General features: G+C 73.4%; 14 protein-coding genes. 6 read left to right on the top strand and 8 right to left on the bottom strand.

The window, feature by feature from the left end:
* Positions 1–42: 42 nt before the first annotated feature.
* The 6 genes from BJ958_RS22260 to BJ958_RS22235 all read right to left on the bottom strand — a co-directional run bounded on the left by BJ958_RS22260 (position 43) and on the right by BJ958_RS22235 (position 6,367).
* Positions 43–1,263, bottom strand: a complete 1,221-nt coding sequence (locus BJ958_RS22260; RefSeq protein ID WP_179729017.1) for a S8 family serine peptidase — start codon at positions 1,261–1,263, stop codon at positions 43–45.
* Positions 1,254–2,666 (bottom strand): type VII secretion protein EccB, encoded by a 1,413-nt coding sequence (gene eccB, locus BJ958_RS22255; RefSeq protein WP_179729016.1) that lies wholly within the window; start codon positions 2,664–2,666, stop codon positions 1,254–1,256. Before eccB ends, BJ958_RS22260 begins: the two co-directional genes overlap by 10 nt.
* Positions 2,667–2,669: 3 nt before the next feature.
* Positions 2,670–4,052 carry a type VII secretion integral membrane protein EccD gene (gene eccD, locus BJ958_RS22250; RefSeq protein ID WP_179729015.1) on the bottom strand — a complete coding sequence of 461 codons (1,383 nt, stop codon included), beginning with the start codon at positions 4,050–4,052 and terminating at the stop codon, positions 2,670–2,672.
* Between the two features lie 116 nt (positions 4,053–4,168).
* Positions 4,169–4,483, bottom strand: a complete 315-nt coding sequence (locus BJ958_RS22245) for a WXG100 family type VII secretion target (RefSeq protein ID WP_179729014.1) — start codon at positions 4,481–4,483, stop codon at positions 4,169–4,171.
* A gap of 31 nt (positions 4,484–4,514) precedes the next feature.
* Complete coding sequence (locus BJ958_RS22240) at positions 4,515–4,838, bottom strand: WXG100 family type VII secretion target (protein WP_179729013.1); 324 nt, start codon at positions 4,836–4,838, stop codon at positions 4,515–4,517.
* A gap of 134 nt (positions 4,839–4,972) precedes the next feature.
* Complete coding sequence (locus BJ958_RS22235) at positions 4,973–6,367, bottom strand: hypothetical protein (protein WP_179729012.1); 1,395 nt, start codon at positions 6,365–6,367, stop codon at positions 4,973–4,975.
* A 166-nt stretch (positions 6,368–6,533) separates the two neighbouring features.
* Between BJ958_RS22235 and eccCa the strand changes: the two genes are divergently transcribed.
* Both eccCa and BJ958_RS22225 read left to right on the top strand, forming a co-directional pair.
* Entirely contained in the window at positions 6,534–10,682 is a 4,149-nt protein-coding gene (gene eccCa / locus BJ958_RS22230) for a type VII secretion protein EccCa (RefSeq protein ID WP_179729011.1), read from the top strand.
* 210 nt (positions 10,683–10,892) lie between these two features.
* Entirely contained in the window at positions 10,893–11,891 is a 999-nt protein-coding gene (locus BJ958_RS22225) for an IS481 family transposase (protein ID WP_179729010.1), read from the top strand.
* Here the strand turns inward: BJ958_RS22225 and BJ958_RS22220 are convergent.
* Positions 11,888–13,165 carry a YibE/F family protein gene (locus tag BJ958_RS22220; protein WP_273518600.1) on the bottom strand — a complete coding sequence of 426 codons (1,278 nt, stop codon included), beginning with the start codon at positions 13,163–13,165 and terminating at the stop codon, positions 11,888–11,890. The genes BJ958_RS22225 and BJ958_RS22220 overlap by 4 nt on opposite strands.
* 61 nt (positions 13,166–13,226) lie before the next feature.
* On the opposite strand from BJ958_RS22220, the gene BJ958_RS22215 reads away from it, so the two are divergent.
* Positions 13,227–14,249, top strand: a complete 1,023-nt coding sequence (locus BJ958_RS22215) for a CobW family GTP-binding protein (RefSeq protein WP_343052765.1) — start codon at positions 13,227–13,229, stop codon at positions 14,247–14,249.
* Between the two features lie 55 nt (positions 14,250–14,304).
* Positions 14,305–15,072: a hypothetical protein gene (locus BJ958_RS22210; protein ID WP_179729009.1), complete on the top strand. Its 768-nt coding sequence runs from the start codon at positions 14,305–14,307 to the stop codon at positions 15,070–15,072.
* A 2-nt stretch (positions 15,073–15,074) separates the two neighbouring features.
* Here the strand turns inward: BJ958_RS22210 and rpmG are convergent, their stop codons facing one another.
* Positions 15,075–15,245 carry a 50S ribosomal protein L33 gene (gene rpmG, locus BJ958_RS22205; protein ID WP_179729008.1) on the bottom strand — a complete coding sequence of 57 codons (171 nt, stop codon included), beginning with the start codon at positions 15,243–15,245 and terminating at the stop codon, positions 15,075–15,077.
* A 56-nt stretch (positions 15,246–15,301) separates the two neighbouring features.
* On the opposite strand from rpmG, the gene BJ958_RS22200 reads away from it, so the two are divergent.
* Complete coding sequence (locus tag BJ958_RS22200) at positions 15,302–16,366, top strand: GTP-binding protein (RefSeq protein WP_179729007.1); 1,065 nt, start codon at positions 15,302–15,304, stop codon at positions 16,364–16,366.
* A 75-nt stretch (positions 16,367–16,441) separates the two neighbouring features.
* Complete coding sequence (locus tag BJ958_RS22195) at positions 16,442–16,852, top strand: VanZ family protein (protein WP_179729006.1); 411 nt, start codon at positions 16,442–16,444, stop codon at positions 16,850–16,852.
* The last annotated feature ends 16 nt before the right edge of the window (positions 16,853–16,868 follow it).

The raw sequence follows: 16,868 nt of genomic DNA, 5'->3' as shown, positions 1-16,868 counted from the left end.
TGCCGGACCCGGGGCTGCCGCCGCGGCGGGCCGCCCGGGACATCAGCGTCGTCGGGACAGGAGCGGGCGCAGGATCAGGAGCACGACGAGGGCGGCTCCCCCACCGAGCCCCCACCAGACCGCGTCGTGGCGGGCCCCTGCCAGCGCGTCGGCCTGGGCGCGGGGCGGGCGCGCCGGCTCGACCCGGTCCTGCTTCTCGGCACCCATCTCGGCGACGTCGCGCTGGATCGCCTCGACCGGCTGGACGACGCCGTACCCGGTGATCGGGCTGGACGGGCCACCGTTGCCGCTGGCGGTCTGCTCCAGCCGGGTGCGCAGCTGGGTGGCATCCTCGTCGGGGTGCATCGACCACACCAGGGCGGCCACGCCGGCGACCTCGGCGGCGGCCCACGCGGTCGACGGAGGGCCGACGACGCACCAGCCGCCGTTGCGGGCACGGGACACGGCGTCGACGCCCGGTGCGGACAGGTCGATGGCGGAGCTGCGGAGCACGGTGCCGGAGCTGTCGGGCGTCGAGACCCCGACCGCGACGACGCCCGGGTGCGCGGCGGGCCAGACCAGGTCGGCGGCGTCCTCGCCCTTGTCGGGATCGCCCTCGTAGCCGTCGGGGAAGCCCCCTTCGTCCGCCGGACGGTCGCCGGAGGCGGCGACCAGCAGCACGCCGGCGTCGACGAGGCGACCGACGGCCGCCTCGAGCTCGGCGGAGTACGGCACCTGCGCGGGTACGACGACCACCACCCGGTCACCGAGACCGGCCCGCTGGTCGGCCAGCCCCGACAGCGTCGTGGCGAGTGCGGCCGCCGTGGGCGTCCGCTGCCCGTCCTGGGTGCGCTCCGGGGCGTCGTAGAAGTCCCGTGACTGCAGGGCCACTCCCCGCGCGATGCCGACGGAGACGGCCGGGGCGTCCTGGTCGGCCCCGTTGACGATGCCGGCGACGGCGTAGCCGTGCCCGCTCGGGAGGTCGGCCGACCCCGGGTAGCCACCGAAGGGCGTGTCGACGACCACGACCGTCACGCCCTGCCCCGCCACCTTGCCGGCCTTCGTCGCCAGGGCTTGCGCCTGGGCGACGTGGAGGGACAGGTTGGCGGTGTTGTCGCCCTTGACCTTGAGCTGGTCGGTCGCCGACGCGTCGGCGTCGAGGCAGGACGGGCCGACCGGTGCGGCGAGGGTCACGGCCGCGACCGGGGGCGTCACCGCCGGCCCGACGAGCGTGCCGGCGACGGTCACGGCTGCGCCGAGCACCAGGGCGTGTCCTAGCCGCACGACTGGTCCTTGGACGGCGGGCACAGCGCCGCGTCCTGGGAGAGCTCGGGTCCGGCCTCGAACAGCTTGTTCCACACGTCGGGCACCACGACGACCGGCACCTTGGCGTAGCCGAGCTGCTCCAGGTCGTACGTGCTCGCGACCGGGTAGCTGTAGCCGCGGTCGTCGACGAGGTGGATGGTGCCGTCGTCGCTGCTGATCCAGTCGGCCGAGCGGACCACGGCACCCTGCCCGGACGCGACCGTCACCTCGCGGTCGCCGGGCTCCACGTCCTCGGCGCTGGCATCACCCTGCGGCGAGGTCGCCAGCCGGGCGGCGGCGGGCTGTCCCTTCGCGGTCACCAGCTGGACGCAGGCCTGCTCGGTGCTGGGCAGCGACCGGCCGAAGACCTGCTCGGGCCAGAACTCACGGGCGTCCGCGGCCGGTGCGACGATGTCGACCTGCGCGCTGGGCACGTAGTCGAGCTCGGCCGGCTTCCTCGCGCTCTTGCCGAAGGCCGTGTTGCGCAGCACCGCTGCCGCGAACGGCGACAGCTCGAGCAGGCCGTCGCGCGTGAGGGCGTAGGTCTTGTCGTTCTCCACGACCACGTCGCCCACCCGCGCGCCGTCGTACCCCGGCAGCCCGGCCGGCTTCCCGGCGCCGTCGAGCCCGAGGCCGTCGGCGTCGAGGGGGTCTCCCGGCGGGAACAGCTCGAGCCACGCACCGGGAACGGTGATCTCGTCGTTCGGCGAGATCCCGAGCTCGATGTAGAGGCCGGGGTTGTCGGCAGGGAGCTCGTAGCGGTAGGCCCGGCGGGGCAGCCCGGGGGTGTCGGCCTCGGCGACCAGGTAGACCTTGTCGTCCTCGTCGGACCTCACCACGAAGGCGTCGTCCGGCACCGCCGTCACACCCGGGGTCCTCGACACCGCGGTCTTCATTCCGTGACCGGTGCCGGTGCACGACGTCCAGCCGGACTGGTCGAGGCTCTTGACGGTCGGCACCGTGGCCGGGGCGTCGAGGATCCCGATCGTCGGTCCCTTGCGCACCCCGGCGAGCTCGTCGTCGGGCACCTTGCGGGCCTCGACGGTTGCGCCGAGGATCAGCTGGGCCGAGGTCACGTTGATCACCGGGCGCACCCGGGGCTGACCGGGCACGGCGTCCTCGTCGAGGATGACGTAGAGCGCGCCGCGGTCGTCGGCGACCAGGCCGGACTTCTTCCAGTCGACCTCGGCACGGTCGGACAGGGCCCCGGCGATCGCCGCTCCCGCGACGAGGAGGATGGCGAGTGCGACGCCACCGACGATCATCCGGCCAGGGCGGGCGGGCTCGACCTCACGGCCGCCCGGCGCGCCGGACACGAACGCGGTCACCAGCCGCCGACGGCTGAACGAGTACGCCTCGACGAGGTCCTTCTTGGTGGCCACGGCTCAGCCGATCCAGTCGCGGACCTGGTCGAACAGACCGGTCGCGACGACGAGCAGCGGGAGCAGGGTGAGCAGGGCGACGGACTCGAGCACGTCACCCAGTCGGCCGCGTCGTACGGACGGAGCGGCGGGGCTCAGCGTCGCGACCAGGAGCACGGCACCGACGACGGCCAGGACGACCGCCAACGTCGGGCGCCAGTCGGGGTGGAGGGCCAGCACGGCAATGGCGGTCGCGGCGATGCCGGCGACGCCCGAGCCGAGGCCGAGCAGCACCTCGCTGCCGGTGCGGTACTGGCGGGTGCGGAGCACGACGATCAGGCACGCGTCGACCGCGAGCAGCGTGCCGGTCACGCCGAGGCTGACCGCGAGCGGGGCGACCAGCACCAGGAGCAGGCCGACGGTCCCGCTGATCGCGAGCAGGATCTCGTGGGCGACCCGGGCGTCGGCGGCGACCCGGTCGCGCTCGATGTCGTCGGGGTCGGCGGTGATGTCGGCCGCCGAGTAGAGCTGGTCGACCCGGGTCGTGGTCGCGCCGAGCGCGAGCCACGGGAAGACGCTGCCCGCGAGGACGACGAGGGCCAGCACCGTGGTCAGCAGCGGAGCCGGCGCGAAGCCGTCGGGCGAGGAGCGGACGTAGAGGCCGACCCCGACCGCGAGCGCACCGACGACGAGTGGCGGGAAGGCGAGGGTCCGCCCCGGACCGAGCCCGATCAGGCACACGACGCCGGCCAGCAGTGCGCCGGCACCGGCCGCGGCGAGCGGGTCGGCGAACCAGTGCTCGCTGTCGGGCACGAGCATCACGCCGGCGACGGCGGCGTACCCGGCTCCCAGCCAGGCCACGCCGATCCCGGCCTCGTGCTCGCCCTGGGCCCGCGAGAGCACGATCGCTCCCGCGCACAGCGCGGCCGCGACCAGGGCGGTCGCGGCGGCGGCGATGTCGGAGCCGCGCTGCACCAGCAGTGCACCGGCACCGAGCGCGAGGAAGAGGCCGGCGGCGACGAGCGCCGTACGACGTCCGGCGGCCGGGTGCCACGGCTCGAGGTCGTGCTCGACGACGTCGGTCATCGCCTCGACGACGTCGTCGTAGACGCGCGGTGCCGGGTCGTCGACGCCGGCGGTGACGGTGAGCAGTCCGCCGTCCTCGATGCCCTGCAGGGTCAGGCCGGTGTCGAGGGCGAGACGCCGGCCCTCGGACGTGCCGACCCGGTAGCCGCCGTGGACGGTGGCGGGATCGAGCAGCCCGACGCTGCGGGCCAGCTCGGGCAACAGCTCGGCCACGGGGATGGCACCCGGAAGCACCAGGTCGACCCGTCGGGTCCCGGAGGTCACGGTCACCCGGACCAGACCGGACGCGACGGCTGCGCTCGTGCGCGGCGCCTGTGTCATCTGCTCAACCCTTCCCGAGAGCCTGGGGGCTCGATCCTAGATAGCCACGCTGCCGGACACAGCAACGGAGGGACCGACCTCCTGGGTCGACCCCTCCGTACCTGGGTGCGTCCGGATCAGAACCGGTTCGCTCCGCGCTTGTCGGCCTGCATGTAGTCGGCGTTCGACTGGTAGGTCGTCTTGGAGACGCCGTCGAGCAGGTCGAGCAGCTCCTTCATCGCCCAGTCCCAGGCCAGCTTGGCCTGGTCGTAGCTCTGGCGCTGGGCGCTGTCGGGCGCCCAGGTCTGGACGTACTGGGAGGCGTCGCTCTCGAGCTGGTCGAGGCGGGCGTTCATCGCCTTGGCCACCTCGTACATCTGCTGGGCCGCCGCGTCGAGCTCGCCGTGCTTGACCCGCAGGCCGTCGAGTGCGCCGTAGTTGGTTCCGGTCATCGTGATCTCCTCGAAGTCTGGTGTGGGTGGGTCAGGACTGGGCGTCGAGCTTGCTCAGGAAGCTCCCGAGGTCGCCGCTGATCGTGCTGTCGGTGTTCATGTTGTCCGACTCGGTCTCGATGAGGGACGCCTCGAACTTGTCGAGCGCCGCCGTGACGACCTTGTGCTTCTCGATCCAGGCATTCTTGACGTTCTCGAACGCCAGACCACCGCCGCCGACCCACGCGGACTTCATGTTGGCGAGGCCGGACTCCATCTCGCCCGACTTCTTCACGAGGTCCTGCTTGGTCTGGGCCACGAGCTCGGCGACCTTCTTGAGGGCGCCTTCTCCGTGTCCGAACTCAGTGCCTGCCATGTCTGCTCCTTGGTTGCTGGTTGGCGGGCGGCATCAACCCGCCCCTGCATTGCGGTTCCATCGATCTGGCTCCCCGAGCACTGCCAAAGAGCCGACGCGTCAGGGGTTACCCCCGCCCCGCGAGGGGCTAAACCTCAGCCCGTGACTTCCCACAGGTGGCGGAAGAAGCCGACCGCCACCACCAGCGACCCGACGGCGAAGGCGCCGCACATCGCCTCGGCGATCTCGGCCCGACGCGACCACCACGCCGAGCGCCAGCCGCGTCCCACGAAGACGGCCGCCAGCACGAGCGCGACAGCGATCGCGACGGCGACCGCCGCCACTGCGGGGGGAGCCGCCACCGGGTCCCGCCCGGGCACGAGACCGAGGAGCACCACGGCGAGCACGGCCAGGGCCACGACACCCGCCAGCCGCAGCAACCGGCCCGCGGCCGCGTGGCGGTAGCTGCGCGCCGCGAAGAGCAGCGCCGCCCCGCCGAACCCCACCAGGCAGCGCGCACCCGTGCGGTCGAGCGGGAGGTCGGCGGTGGCGAGGAGCAGGGGCGTGGTGGCCAGGACGACGACGAGGACGGCGACGGCGGCGGCGGTGACCGCGCGGGCGCCCCGGTCGGCGACGGCGCGCACGGCCTGCTCCGGCACGACGATCCGGCCGCGCCGGCCGGTCGGGCGCTCGCGCGCCGACCAGGCGGTCACGGCGAGGCGCTCCAGGTCGAGCAGGTACTGGTCGGGTACGTCGACCACCAGCTCGGGCACGAAGCGGGCGGCGAGCACGGCGGCGAGGAAGAGCACCGCCCACACGACCTGCGGCGAGACGCCGGTGAGGGCGCCGAGCCCGGCGACCACGAACCAGCCGGCGCCGACGGCGACCCAGACCCGCAGCCCGTCGACCGCCGGGCTGTCGGGCTCGGCGAGGGCCCGGCCGACCCCGGCCGCCACGGCGGCGCACAGCGCCGCGACGCCGCACACCGTCGGGAGCTGCTCGGGCACCGGGTCCCAGGCCAGCGCGAAGCCCGCCGCTGCGGCGAAGGCAGGCGCAGCGAGCACCCGCTGGACCCGCAGCACGCCGATCGGCAGGCAGCCGGCCAGTGCCGCCACCAGCAGGACGGCGGCGACCGGCCAGCGCTCGTCCGACGGCAGCTGGGCCGCGCACCAGCCCGCGAGCGCGGCGAACGCCACCGCGAGCGCGAACCACGTGGCCGAGGCCCGACCGGCGGCGAGTGCGGACTCGCCCGCGTCCCCGGAGCGGAACCGGCTGCGCGGCGGGGCCGGTCGGGACGACGGGTCGACCGCGACCACGACGGAGCCGGCGACCAGGCCGACGTCGCCGACGAGGTCGCCCAGCTGGAGGGGTACGCCGGAGCGGGTCACCAGCGGCAGCACGACCGGCAGGCGTGCCTCCGTGGAGTAGGCCCGCGACACGTCCTCGAGCGTGGCGTCGACCGGCACCGTCAGGTCGAGCACGCCGCGGGGCCCGTGCACCGTCACCGCGGTGACCGTGCCCGGAGCCGGGGTGCGGGACGTCCCGTTCACCAGAGATCGCCTCCCGAGATGAGTCGTGGTGCCGGACCGAGGTTCACGGCCCGGCTCGCAGGGTAGTCCTCCACCCTGTGCGTTCCGATGCTGCTTACCCTGACGGACCCCGGTCCTATCATCATGCGCGTCGCATGACCGGGCATCGACGACAGGGGACGGCAGCATGACGGTGGGCATCACTCCAGGCAGCGGTCCGGGCACGCACCGCGCACCGGGCCTCCCGGTGCCGGGCGGCGCCGGCGGACCCGGCGGCCCCCAGGGCAGGCGCGTGGCGCCCCCGGCCGCCGCTGCCGGCAGCCTGAGCCAGCGCGGCAGCCGCGGCGAGCGGCCCGAGCTCCCGGGCGGCCAGCTCCAGCTCCAGCCGCCGCCCCAGCTGCAGCCCAGCGAGGGCGCCGCAGGCGTGGCGATGAACGCCATCCCGATGCTCGGCAGCCTCGGCTCGATCGTCCTCGTCGCCGGCCTCGGCGGCCAGGGCGGCAACTCCTCGCTGCGCTTCATCGCGGCCGGAATGTTCCTGTTCGCGACCCTCGGCTTCATCGTCGTCCAGATCGACCGGCAGCGGAAGCAGCGCCAGCAGCAGGTCACCGGCTCGCGCACCGAGTACCTGCGCTACCTCGCGACCGTGCGCAAGGTCGCCCGCGACGCCGCCGACCAGCAGCGCCGGGCACTGACCTGGATGCACCCCGCGCCGACGGCGCTGCCGTCGCTGGCCGAGGACCGGACCCGGGTGTGGGAGCGGTCGTCGTCCGACCCGGCCTTCCTCCAGGTCCGCTACGGCGTCTGCGCGCAGCCGCTCGCCCTCGAGCTGCTGCCGCCGGAGGCCGCGCCGATCGACGAGGTCGACCCGGCGTCGGCGTCCGCACTGCACCGCCTGCTCGTCGTCCACCGCCTGCAACCCGACCTGCCCGCCTCGATCGACCTGCGGTCCTTCGACCGGATCGAGGTGTGCGGCGACGAGGAGGAGGCCCGGTCGCTGGCCCGGGCGCTGCTCTGCTCGTCGGCGACCTTCCAGTCCCCGGAGAACCTGCAGGTCGCGGTGCTCGCCACCGAGGCGACCCTGGCCCACTGGGACTGGGTGAAGTGGCTGCCGCACGCCCACAGCCAGCACCACAACGACGCCGTCGGCCCGGCGCGCATGGTGACGACCTCGCTCAGCGACCTCGCGACGATGCTGCCGCCCGACCTGACCGAGCGTCCCCGCTTCGGTGCCGACGAGCGTCCCGCGATCCCCCACATCATCCTGGTCACCGACGGCGCCGAGCTGCCGCCGGGCAACCACCTGATCCCGTCCGATGGCCTGCACGGCGTGACGGTCATCGACCTGCCCGCCCGCTGGGGCGAGCTCGACAGCCCGACGGCGCTGCGCCTCGAGATCGAGCCGCACGCCGGGTCCGCCGTGACCGGGACGACGCCGGAGTCGGTGCCGATCGTCGCCGTACGGCTGCGGACCGAGCCGGTGCGCGCCAAGGGCGACCAGTGCGGCGCGGCCACCGCGGAGGCGCTGGCCCGGCGGCTGACGCCGCTGTTCACCCCGAGCGCCGGCGCGGCCGTCGGCGAGGAGGCGGCCGACCTGTCGGCGCCCACCGACTTCATGGACCTGCTCGGGCTCGGCGACGTGCACCGCTTCGACCCCGCCACGGCCTGGCGGCCGCGGCCGGCGCGCGACCGGCTGCGGGTCCCGATCGGCGTCGGCGACGGCGCGGGGCCGGTGCACCTCGACATCAAGGAGTCCGCCCAGCAGGGCATGGGCCCGCACGGGCTGGTGATCGGTGCGACCGGATCCGGCAAGTCGGAGTTCCTGCGCACCCTGGTGCTGGGCCTGGCGATGACGCACTCGCCCGAGCAGCTCAACATGGTGCTCGTCGACTTCAAGGGCGGCGCGACCTTCGCCGGCATGGCCGAGATGCCGCACGTGTCGGCGGTCATCACCAACCTGGCCCAGGAGCTCACCCTCGTCGACCGCATGCAGGACGCCCTGTCCGGCGAGATGGTGCGCCGCCAGGAGCTGCTCCGCGAGGCCGGCAACTTCGCGTCCATCCGCGACTACGAGAAGGCCCGTACGTCGGGCGACCCGGCCACCGCGCACCTCGCGCCGCTGCCGTCGCTGTTCCTCGTGGTCGACGAGTTCTCCGAGATGCTGTCGGCCAAGCCGGAGTTCATCGACCTCTTCGTCGCGATCGGCCGGCTCGGTCGCTCGCTCGGCCTGCACCTGCTGCTCGCCTCGCAGCGGCTGGAGGAGGGTCGCCTGCGCGGCCTCGAGTCGCACCTGTCGTACCGGATCGGTCTGCGGACGTTCAGCGCCCAGGAGTCCCGGGCGGTGCTCGGCGTGCCCGACGCGTACGAGCTCCCTGCGGTGCCCGGGCTCGGCTACCTGAAGCCGGACCCGACGACGATGACCCGGTTCAAGGCGGCGTACGTGTCCGGTCCGCCGGAGACCGGTCGGCGCCGGGTCGTGCGCGACAGCGGCGGCAAGGTGCGCGGCATCCTGCCGTTCACCATCTCGGAGGTGCAGACCTTCGACGAGCCCGAGCCCGACGAGTCCGACGTGCCGGCCGCCGTGCCCGAGGGCAGCGCGTCGCTGCTCGACGTCGCGGTCGCGCGGATGGACGGACGCGGCCCCGCGGCCCACCAGGTGTGGCTGCCGCCGCTCGACCGGCCCGACACGATCGACCAGCTGATGCCCGACCTCGCGCCGCACCCCGAGCTCGGCCTGGTGTCGATGCAGTGGCGTGGGGTCGGCAACCTCACCGTCCCGCTCGGCACGGTCGACCGCCCGCGCGAGCAGCGCCGCGACACGCTCACGATCAGCCTCAGCGGCTCGGCCGGCCACGTGGCGGTCGTCGGCGGCCCGCGCAGCGGCAAGAGCACCGTCCTGCGCACGATCGTGACCGGCATGTCGCTGACCACGACGCCGCTGGAGTCGCAGTTCTACGTGCTCGACTTCGGCGGCGGCACGTTCGCCCCGATGTCCGCGCTGCCGCACGTCGCCGGCGTCGGCACCCGCTCCGAGCCGGAGGTGGTCCGCCGGATCGTCGCCGAGGTCAAGGGCATCGTCGACCGCCGCGAGCGCTACTTCCGCAGCCAGGGCATCGACTCGATCGAGACCTACCGCAGCCGGCGGGCACAGGGCCGGGCCGACGACGGGTACGGCGACGTCTTCCTCGTGATCGACGGCTGGGGCACGCTGCGCGCGGACTTCGACGACCTCGAGCTCGAGATCCAGCAGCTCGCCGGCCGCGGCCTGACCTTCGGCCTGCACATCGTCACCGGCGCGACCCGCTGGCCCGACTTCCGCGCGGCGATGCGCGACCTGATCGGCACCCGGCTCGAGCTGCGCCTCGGCGACCCGATCGACTCCGAGATCGACCGCAAGGTCGCGGCCCTCGTGCCGGGCAACCGGCCGGGACGCGGCCTGGTGCCGGGCAAGCTGCACTTCCTCGGCGCCCTGCCGCGCATCGACGGCATCGACACCGTCGAGACCCTCGGCGACGGCGTCGACGCGATGATCAGCGCCGTCGCGGCCGCGTGGCGCGGACCCGCCGGCCCCAAGCTGCGGCTGCTGCCCGACCGGATCACGCTCGACGAGGTCCGCGCCCAGGCCGGCACCCCGCCGCAGCGGCAGCTGCTGCTCGCCATCAACGAGAAGGAGCTGGCCCCGGTCCCGCTCGACGTCGACACCGAGCCGCACCTGCTGCTCTTCGGCGACGGCAAGTCCGGCAAGACCAACCTGCTGCGCAGCTACTGCCAGGAGATCATGCGGACCCGGACCCCGGCCGAGGCCCAGATCCTGCTGGTCGACTACCGCCGCTCCCTGCTCGGCGAGGTGCCCGAGGAGTACCTGCTCAACTACCTCACCTCCGCGACCCAGGCGCAGCCGGCGCTCAACGACCTCGCGACGTACCTCCAGAACCGGATCCCCGGTCCGGACGTCACGCCCGAGCAGCTGCGCAACCGGTCGTGGTGGAAGGGCGCCGAGGTGTTCGTCGTGGTGGACGACTACGACCTCGTCGCCACCCAGCAGAGCTCACCGGTCGCGCTGCTGCAGCCGCTGATGGCCCAGGCCCGCGACGTCGGCCTGCACATCGCGCTCGCGCGTCGCTCGGGTGGTGCGTCGCGGGCGCTCTACGAGCCGGTCATCCAGTCCATGCGCGACCTCGCCATGCCCGGCATCCTGTTGTCCGGCAGCCGCGACGAGGGTGCGCTCATCGGCAACCTGCGCCCCGGTCCGGCCCAGCCGGGTCGCGGCAAGATGCTCACCCGCGACCGCGGTGCGGAGATCGTCCAGCTGGCGTGGACCGACCCGACCCTGTGAGGTCGGCGGCGGATGTAGGAATCGCCGCTGAGGAGGCGAAGCTGGCGCTCACCGACCGGTGCAACGGGCAGTAAGTGCAGGAAACACCGCCTAGGTGTGATGTCCAGGGAGGTTGTACCGCCCGGCACCGGTGAGCCTGTCTGACAGACGAAGGCCTCCGGTTGTGAAGTGGAGCTGTCTAGTTCAACGCTTCACTGACCGGAGGCCCTCGTGTCCCACGCTAACGCTGCCCTGACCCCGCGCGCCCGTTTGCGGCTCGCCCAGCTCGTCGTCGACCGCGGCTGGACCTACGCTGCAGCGGCCAAGATGTTCATGGTCGCCCCACGCACCGCGAAGAAGTGGGCCGACCGCTACCGCATCGAAGGCCCGGGCGGGATGGTCGACCGCAGTTCACGACCGAAGACGTGTCCGAACAGGACCAGGCCGGAGGTGGTGCGCCAGATCGTGCGACTGCGATGGCGCCAGCGACTCGGTCCGGTCCAGATCGCCGGCCAGCTCGGCATGCAGGCCTCGACCGTGCACGCCGTGCTCGTCCGCTGCCGGATCAACCGGCTCTCCCACATCGACCGCGTTACCGGGGAGCCGCTGCGACGCTACGAGCATCCGCACCCCGGCTCGCTGATCCACGTCGACGTCACCAAGTTCGGCAACATCCCCGACGGCGGCGGGCACAAGTTCCTCAGCCGCCAACAGAGTCGAGCCAACGGCATCGCGACAGCACTCCGCACAGGCGAACGCGGGAAGCACTATCGACCATTGATCGGGACCGCGTTCGTGCACACCGTCATCGACGACCACTCACGCATCGCCTACGCCGAGATCTGTACCGACGAGAAGGCCGCCACCGCGATCGGCGTCCTACAGCGTGCGGTGGCCTGGTTCGCCGATCACGGCGTCACCATCGAACGAGTCCTATCAGACAACGGCTCGGCCTACCGGTCCTACGCCTGGCGCGACGCGTGCGCTGAGCTCGCCATCAGCCACAAGCGGACCCGGCCCTACCGGCCCCAGACCAACGGGAAGATCGAGCGCTTCCACCGAACCCTCGCCGACGGATGGGCCTACGCCCGGCTCTATGAGTCAACCGAGCAACGCAACGCCGCGCTGCCCGCCTGGCTCCACTTCTACAATCACCACCGCGCCCACTCCGCCATTGGAGGCCGCCCACCGGTCACCCGGCTGACCAACCTCCCCGGACATCACACCTAGGAGGCGATTCCTGCACGGTCCGCGGCCGGCCGAGGCGCGGCGATCAGCGCCGCGACCGCGGTGGTGACCGGTACGGCGAGGACCAGGCCGATCGAGGTGACCAGGGTGCGCACGACCTCCTCGGCGAGCTGCTCGGTGGAGATCAGCTCGAGCAGCGGGCGGTCGTAGACCCGCAGCAGCATCAGCAGGATGAGTGCGGTGCCGACGTAGGCGAACACGATCGTGTAGATCGTCGAGGCGATGTGGTCGCGACCGATCCGCATGGCGCTGGTGAAGACCTCGGTCCGCGACGCGTCGGGGGTGGCGGCGCGCAGCTCCCAGACGGCGGAGGCCTGGGTGATCGTGACGTCGTTGAGGACGCCGAGCCCGGCGATGACCAGCGCGCAGCCCAGCAGGTCCTGGAAGTCGAGGGCCCCGAAGGTGGCGAGGATGGCCCCGCCCTCGTCGCTGATGCCGGTCAGCCGGGCATCGCCGATGGCCAGCACGCCGATCCCGGCGGTGAGCACGATGCCGAGCAGGGTGCCGGCGAGGGCGGTGCTGGTGCGCAGCGAGAAGCCGTGGGTCGTGTAGAGGACGACGAACATGATCGCCGCGGCACTGACCAGTGCGACCCCGACGCCGGGGGCGCCGTCGAGCAGCGCCGGCAGCATCCACCACCACACGACCGCGCCGCCGAACGCGAGCCCCACCAGGCCGAGGAGACCGCGCAGCCGGGCGACCGCGAGCACCACGACCACGAACAGCACGCTCAGCCAGACGAGGGTGCCGTAGCGCTCGGTGGCGAAGTAGGAGTACGACGCGTCCTGGGCCGCGTCGGGGGTCGGCGTGCGGAGCAGCTCGACGTGGTCGCCCTTGCCGAGGCCGGAGTCGATCACCTCCGGCGGTACGTCGACCCGGACCGTGTCACCGGCCCCCTTCTCCCCCTCGGCGACCTTCACGGTCAGCGAGCTGCAGCCGGAGCCGTCGGGCAGCCCGTTGCCGGCACACCGTGGCGACACCTTCACCACCTCGGCGGAGGGGAAGGTGACGCCCGGCGCTGCGAACTGGGCGGCCGGACCGCCGGCCTTGGCACTGCGCTCGGCGGCGTCCCCGGGCGGCCACCAGACGACGAGGCCGACCAGGGTGCCGACCAGGGCGAGGGCGAGGACGGCGAGCAGCGCGGTGCGCGCCGTCGTACCGATCCGGACGGGGGCGAGGTCGCCGCCGTGTCCGTGGCCGTGACCGTGGCCGTGTCCCTGGCTGCGGGCAGGCTTCTCCCGGCGGTGACTGCTCACGGCGCACACCTTGCCACGGCCGACCTCAGGATGAGAATCGTTGTCAACTAGGCTGGGGCGGGTGAACGCCGTACCCGTGACCGCCCTGACCGGGCACCTCGGGGCCGGGAAGACCACGCTGCTCAACCGGCTCCTGCGCCAGCCCGGGGCGCGGATCGGCGTGATCGTCAACGACTTCGGCGCCATCAACGTCGACGCCGGCCTGGTGACCGGGCAGGTCGACGAGCCGGTGTCGATCGCGGGCGGCTGCCTGTGCTGCCTCGAGGACGTCTCCGGGCTGGACGCGGCACTCGAGAAGCTGACCCACCCCCGGCTGGCGCTGGACGCGGTGGTCGTCGAGGCCAGCGGGCTGGCCGAGCCGGGCGCGCTGGCGCAGATGATCCGGCACAGCCGGGCACCGCGGGTGCGACCGGGCGGGGTGGTCGACGTGGTCGACACCGTGGAGTACTTCCGCACGCTCGACGACGGCGGGATGCCCCCGGCGCGGTTCTCGGTCGCGACCCTCGTCGTGCTCAACAAGGTCGACCTGCTGCCACCCACCGAGCGGGAGGAGACCCTCGCCGCCATCGAGGCGCGCGTGCGCGAGGTGAACCCGACGGCGCACGTCGTGCGCACCTCCCGCGGGCGGATCGACCCGGCCCTGGTCCACGACGTCGCGACGGCCGACGACCCGCCCGACCAGCTGCCACTCGCCTCCCTGCTGCGGGCCGAGCGCGCCGCCGCGGACGGGCACGACCACGGACCCCGTGCCGCGTCGGCCTCCGCCCGGGTCCGCGGCACCGTCGCACCCGGCGCGGTCGCCGACCTCCTCCTCGACCCGCCGGCGGCGGCCTACCGCATCAAGGGAACCGTCGCGGTGGAGACGGCGCGGGGGTCGCGCGGGTACGTCGTCCACGTGGTCGGGCGTCAGGTCCACGTCGACGCACTGCGCCCGGCCCCGGACCACAGCGAGCTGGTCGCGATCGGGATCGGCCTCGACGCCGACGCCGCCCGGCTCCGCCTGCAGGACGCGCTCGCACCTGCGACCGGCCCCGACCGGGAGGGGCTCCAGCGCCTGGACCGGCTGCGCCGGATCAGCCGCTGACCGGTCGCTGCCCCTCTATGCTGTCGCCCGCAACGGGGACGCACGAGGGGGCAGCATGGACGGCCGGACCACGCGTACGACGGAGGGCCGCAGGCCTGCGGCGGCACCTCGAGCCGCCTTGGCCCTGACACTCGCCACCCTGCTCGCCGTCCTCCCGTTCCAGCGAGCGAGCGCCGACCCGCTGCCGCCGTACCCGAGCGCGATCGACCACGTGTGGACGTACTTCGACCCGTCGCCGCCGCACCACGTGCTGAGCATGAACTTCGGCGTCAAGGACGCCGTCGCGTCGACGACGGTCAGGGTCGAGGTCTTCGACTGCTTCGGCGGCGTTGCCGGCGTCACCGAGATGACCGGTTCCGGCACCTTCTCGATGTGGATCGAGCTCTACGCCAACCGCAAGAAGGTCGGAGCGATCATCCCGTTCCGGGCCACCTTCATGGCCGCGGGCTACGCGACCGACGTCGTCGAGGGCGACGTCAGCCACATGTTCCCGGAGGTGGGCGAGGCCAACTGCGCCGGGAATCCGCCCGCCGACAGCGACGAGCTGGCGCAACCGGACGAACCCGGGGTCACCGTGCGCGCCTGGAGCAAGAAGCGCAGCGCCGCACGGGTCGGCGGCACGGCCCGCGCCTCGAGGACCGTCGCACCCGGCGCGCAGGTGCGCTATCGCTGGATCGTCGGCGGCCGGTCGGTGCCGGCGTCCGGCCGCCGACTGGCCGTCACCAAGGCGATGCGAGGCAAGTCCGTGGTCCTGAAGATCGTGGTGTCGCGAGAAGGCTTCGAGAGCCGCACCAAGCGCCTCAGCTTCGGCGTCGCTCGCTAGCGTCAGCGCTCCTCGCGGAACTCGACGTGCCGGCGCAGGACCGGGTCGTACTTCTGCAGGACCAGACGGTCCGGGTCGTTGCGCCGGTTCTTGCGGGTGACGTAGACGTACCCGCTGCCGCCCGTCGAGCGCAGCTTCACGACGGGACGTACCTCCGATGCCCTGGTGGCCATGGCGCCTCCTCCTTGTTAGATTGGGAATGATTATCACTCTCAACTCAAGGAGAACCATGCGCATTCCCGTCGTCCTGCTGTCCGGCGTCGATCCCGACGCGATGGCCGCGACCATGGTCGGGCTGCAGTTCGACCTGCCCTCCGCGGTCGCGTGCCGGCACACGATCGACGTCGAGCGCGGGGTGCTGACGCGCACGGTCAGCGACCTGAGCGGGATCGTCGAGACCCACGAGGTGCTGCTCGAGCACGCCTGCGTGAGCTGCGCGATCCGTGCCGACATCCTGCCGACGCTGGAGCGGCTGGCACGCGACGGCCGCTGGCGGAGCATCGTGGCCCACCTGCCCGTCGGCGCCGAGGCGGCTCGGCTGTGCACGGCGCTCGCCCACGACACCCGGGTCGCCCGCCACCTGCGGGTCTCGGCGGTGGTGACCGCGGTCGGCTCCCGGGAGCCGGTCCGCGACCTGCTCGGCGACGACCTGCTCGCCGAGCGCGGCCACCACTGCGCCTCCGACGACCGGCGCGGGGTGGGCGAGGTGCTGGCCGCGATGATCGAGCACGCGGACGTCGTCGCCTTCGACGGGCCGGCCGACCCGGTCGCCCGCGGCCTGGTCCGCACCCTCGCGCGCCCCGACGCCGCCGTGCTGGACGGGGTGCACGACGTGGGCGGCGAGGTGCTGCTCGGCCGGCTGCAACAGCACGAACGCACCCTGGCCTGGTCCAGCCCGGTCCGCACCGGCGCCCTCACCGACGTCCGCGCCCAGGGCGTCTGGCGCGTGGACCTGCAGTCCCTCCAGCCCTTCCACCCCGACCGGCTCCTCGCCTCGCTCGAACGCCTCGGCACGGGAGCGCACCGCTCGCGGGGCTGCTTCTGGCTGCCCGGCCGGCCCGGCCGGGCGCTCGCCTGGGACGGTGCAGGAGGTCAGCTGAGCATCGGCGACCATGCCTCGTGGGGCGTGCGGCGGGCCTTCACGCGCATCGTCCTCATCGGCGTCGGGACGGCGCCGGCCGACCTGCGCCCCGCCTTCGACCACCTGCTGCTGGCGCCGGGCGAGACGGTCCCGGCAGCGGGCGGCGAGGACGGCTTCGAGCCCTGGCTCGGGCCGATCCGCGACGCGGCGTGAACCCGGTCCCCAGGTACCGGCGGCCGGCACCCGAGACCGATCTCGCGGGCCACGGGGCGACCTAGCGTCGAGAGCATGATCCGCCGCCCTGTCGCCGCCGCCCTGCTCGCCTGCTACTCCGTCGTCGTCGCCCGGCTCACCCTGGCCGACCCGTCGGCCGGTCGGTGGGCGTTCGACCTGGCCGGGTCGGCGGCCTGGCGGGCCAGCGACGGGCGGCTGGACTGGAGCGAGACCGAGGTGCTGGCCAACGTCGCACTGTTCGTGCCCGCCGGCTTCCTGCTCGCGATCGTGCTCGGCCGCCCGCTGCTCGCCACGGCGCTGACCGTCCTCGCCTCGGCATGCATCGAGCTGGCCCAGCAGCAGTTCCTCCCGACCCGCGTGCCGTCGCTGGCCGACGTCTGGCACAACGGCCTGGGCGGCCTCGCCGGCGCGGTGCTCGCCTGGCCGCTCAGCATCCGCCCGCGCCTCACCCCACGAGTGAACTAGAACACGTTATCGTTTC

Source organism: Nocardioides kongjuensis, assembly GCF_013409625.1.
Lineage (GTDB): Bacteria > Actinomycetota > Actinomycetes > Propionibacteriales > Nocardioidaceae > Nocardioides > Nocardioides kongjuensis.
Note: the sequence above shows the minus strand (reverse complement) of the source record. Positions and strands in the feature narration are given on the sequence as shown.

Excerpts from the sequence above, each read along its gene's own strand:
- BJ958_RS22200 (WP_179729007.1), top strand. The coding sequence starts at position 15,302 with ATGCGCATTCCCGTCGTCCTGCTGTCCGGCGTCGATCCCGACGCGATG.
- BJ958_RS22195 (WP_179729006.1), top strand. The coding sequence starts at position 16,442 with ATGATCCGCCGCCCTGTCGCCGCCGCCCTGCTCGCCTGCTACTCCGTC.
- BJ958_RS22245 (WP_179729014.1), bottom strand. The coding sequence starts at position 4,483 with ATGACCGGAACCAACTACGGCGCACTCGACGGCCTGCGGGTCAAGCAC.
- BJ958_RS22210 (WP_179729009.1), top strand. The coding sequence starts at position 14,305 with ATGGACGGCCGGACCACGCGTACGACGGAGGGCCGCAGGCCTGCGGCG.
- BJ958_RS22240 (WP_179729013.1), bottom strand. The coding sequence starts at position 4,838 with ATGGCAGGCACTGAGTTCGGACACGGAGAAGGCGCCCTCAAGAAGGTC.
- eccCa (WP_179729011.1), top strand. The coding sequence starts at position 6,534 with ATGACGGTGGGCATCACTCCAGGCAGCGGTCCGGGCACGCACCGCGCA.
- rpmG (WP_179729008.1), bottom strand. The coding sequence starts at position 15,245 with ATGGCCACCAGGGCATCGGAGGTACGTCCCGTCGTGAAGCTGCGCTCG.
- eccD (WP_179729015.1), bottom strand. The coding sequence starts at position 4,052 with ATGACACAGGCGCCGCGCACGAGCGCAGCCGTCGCGTCCGGTCTGGTC.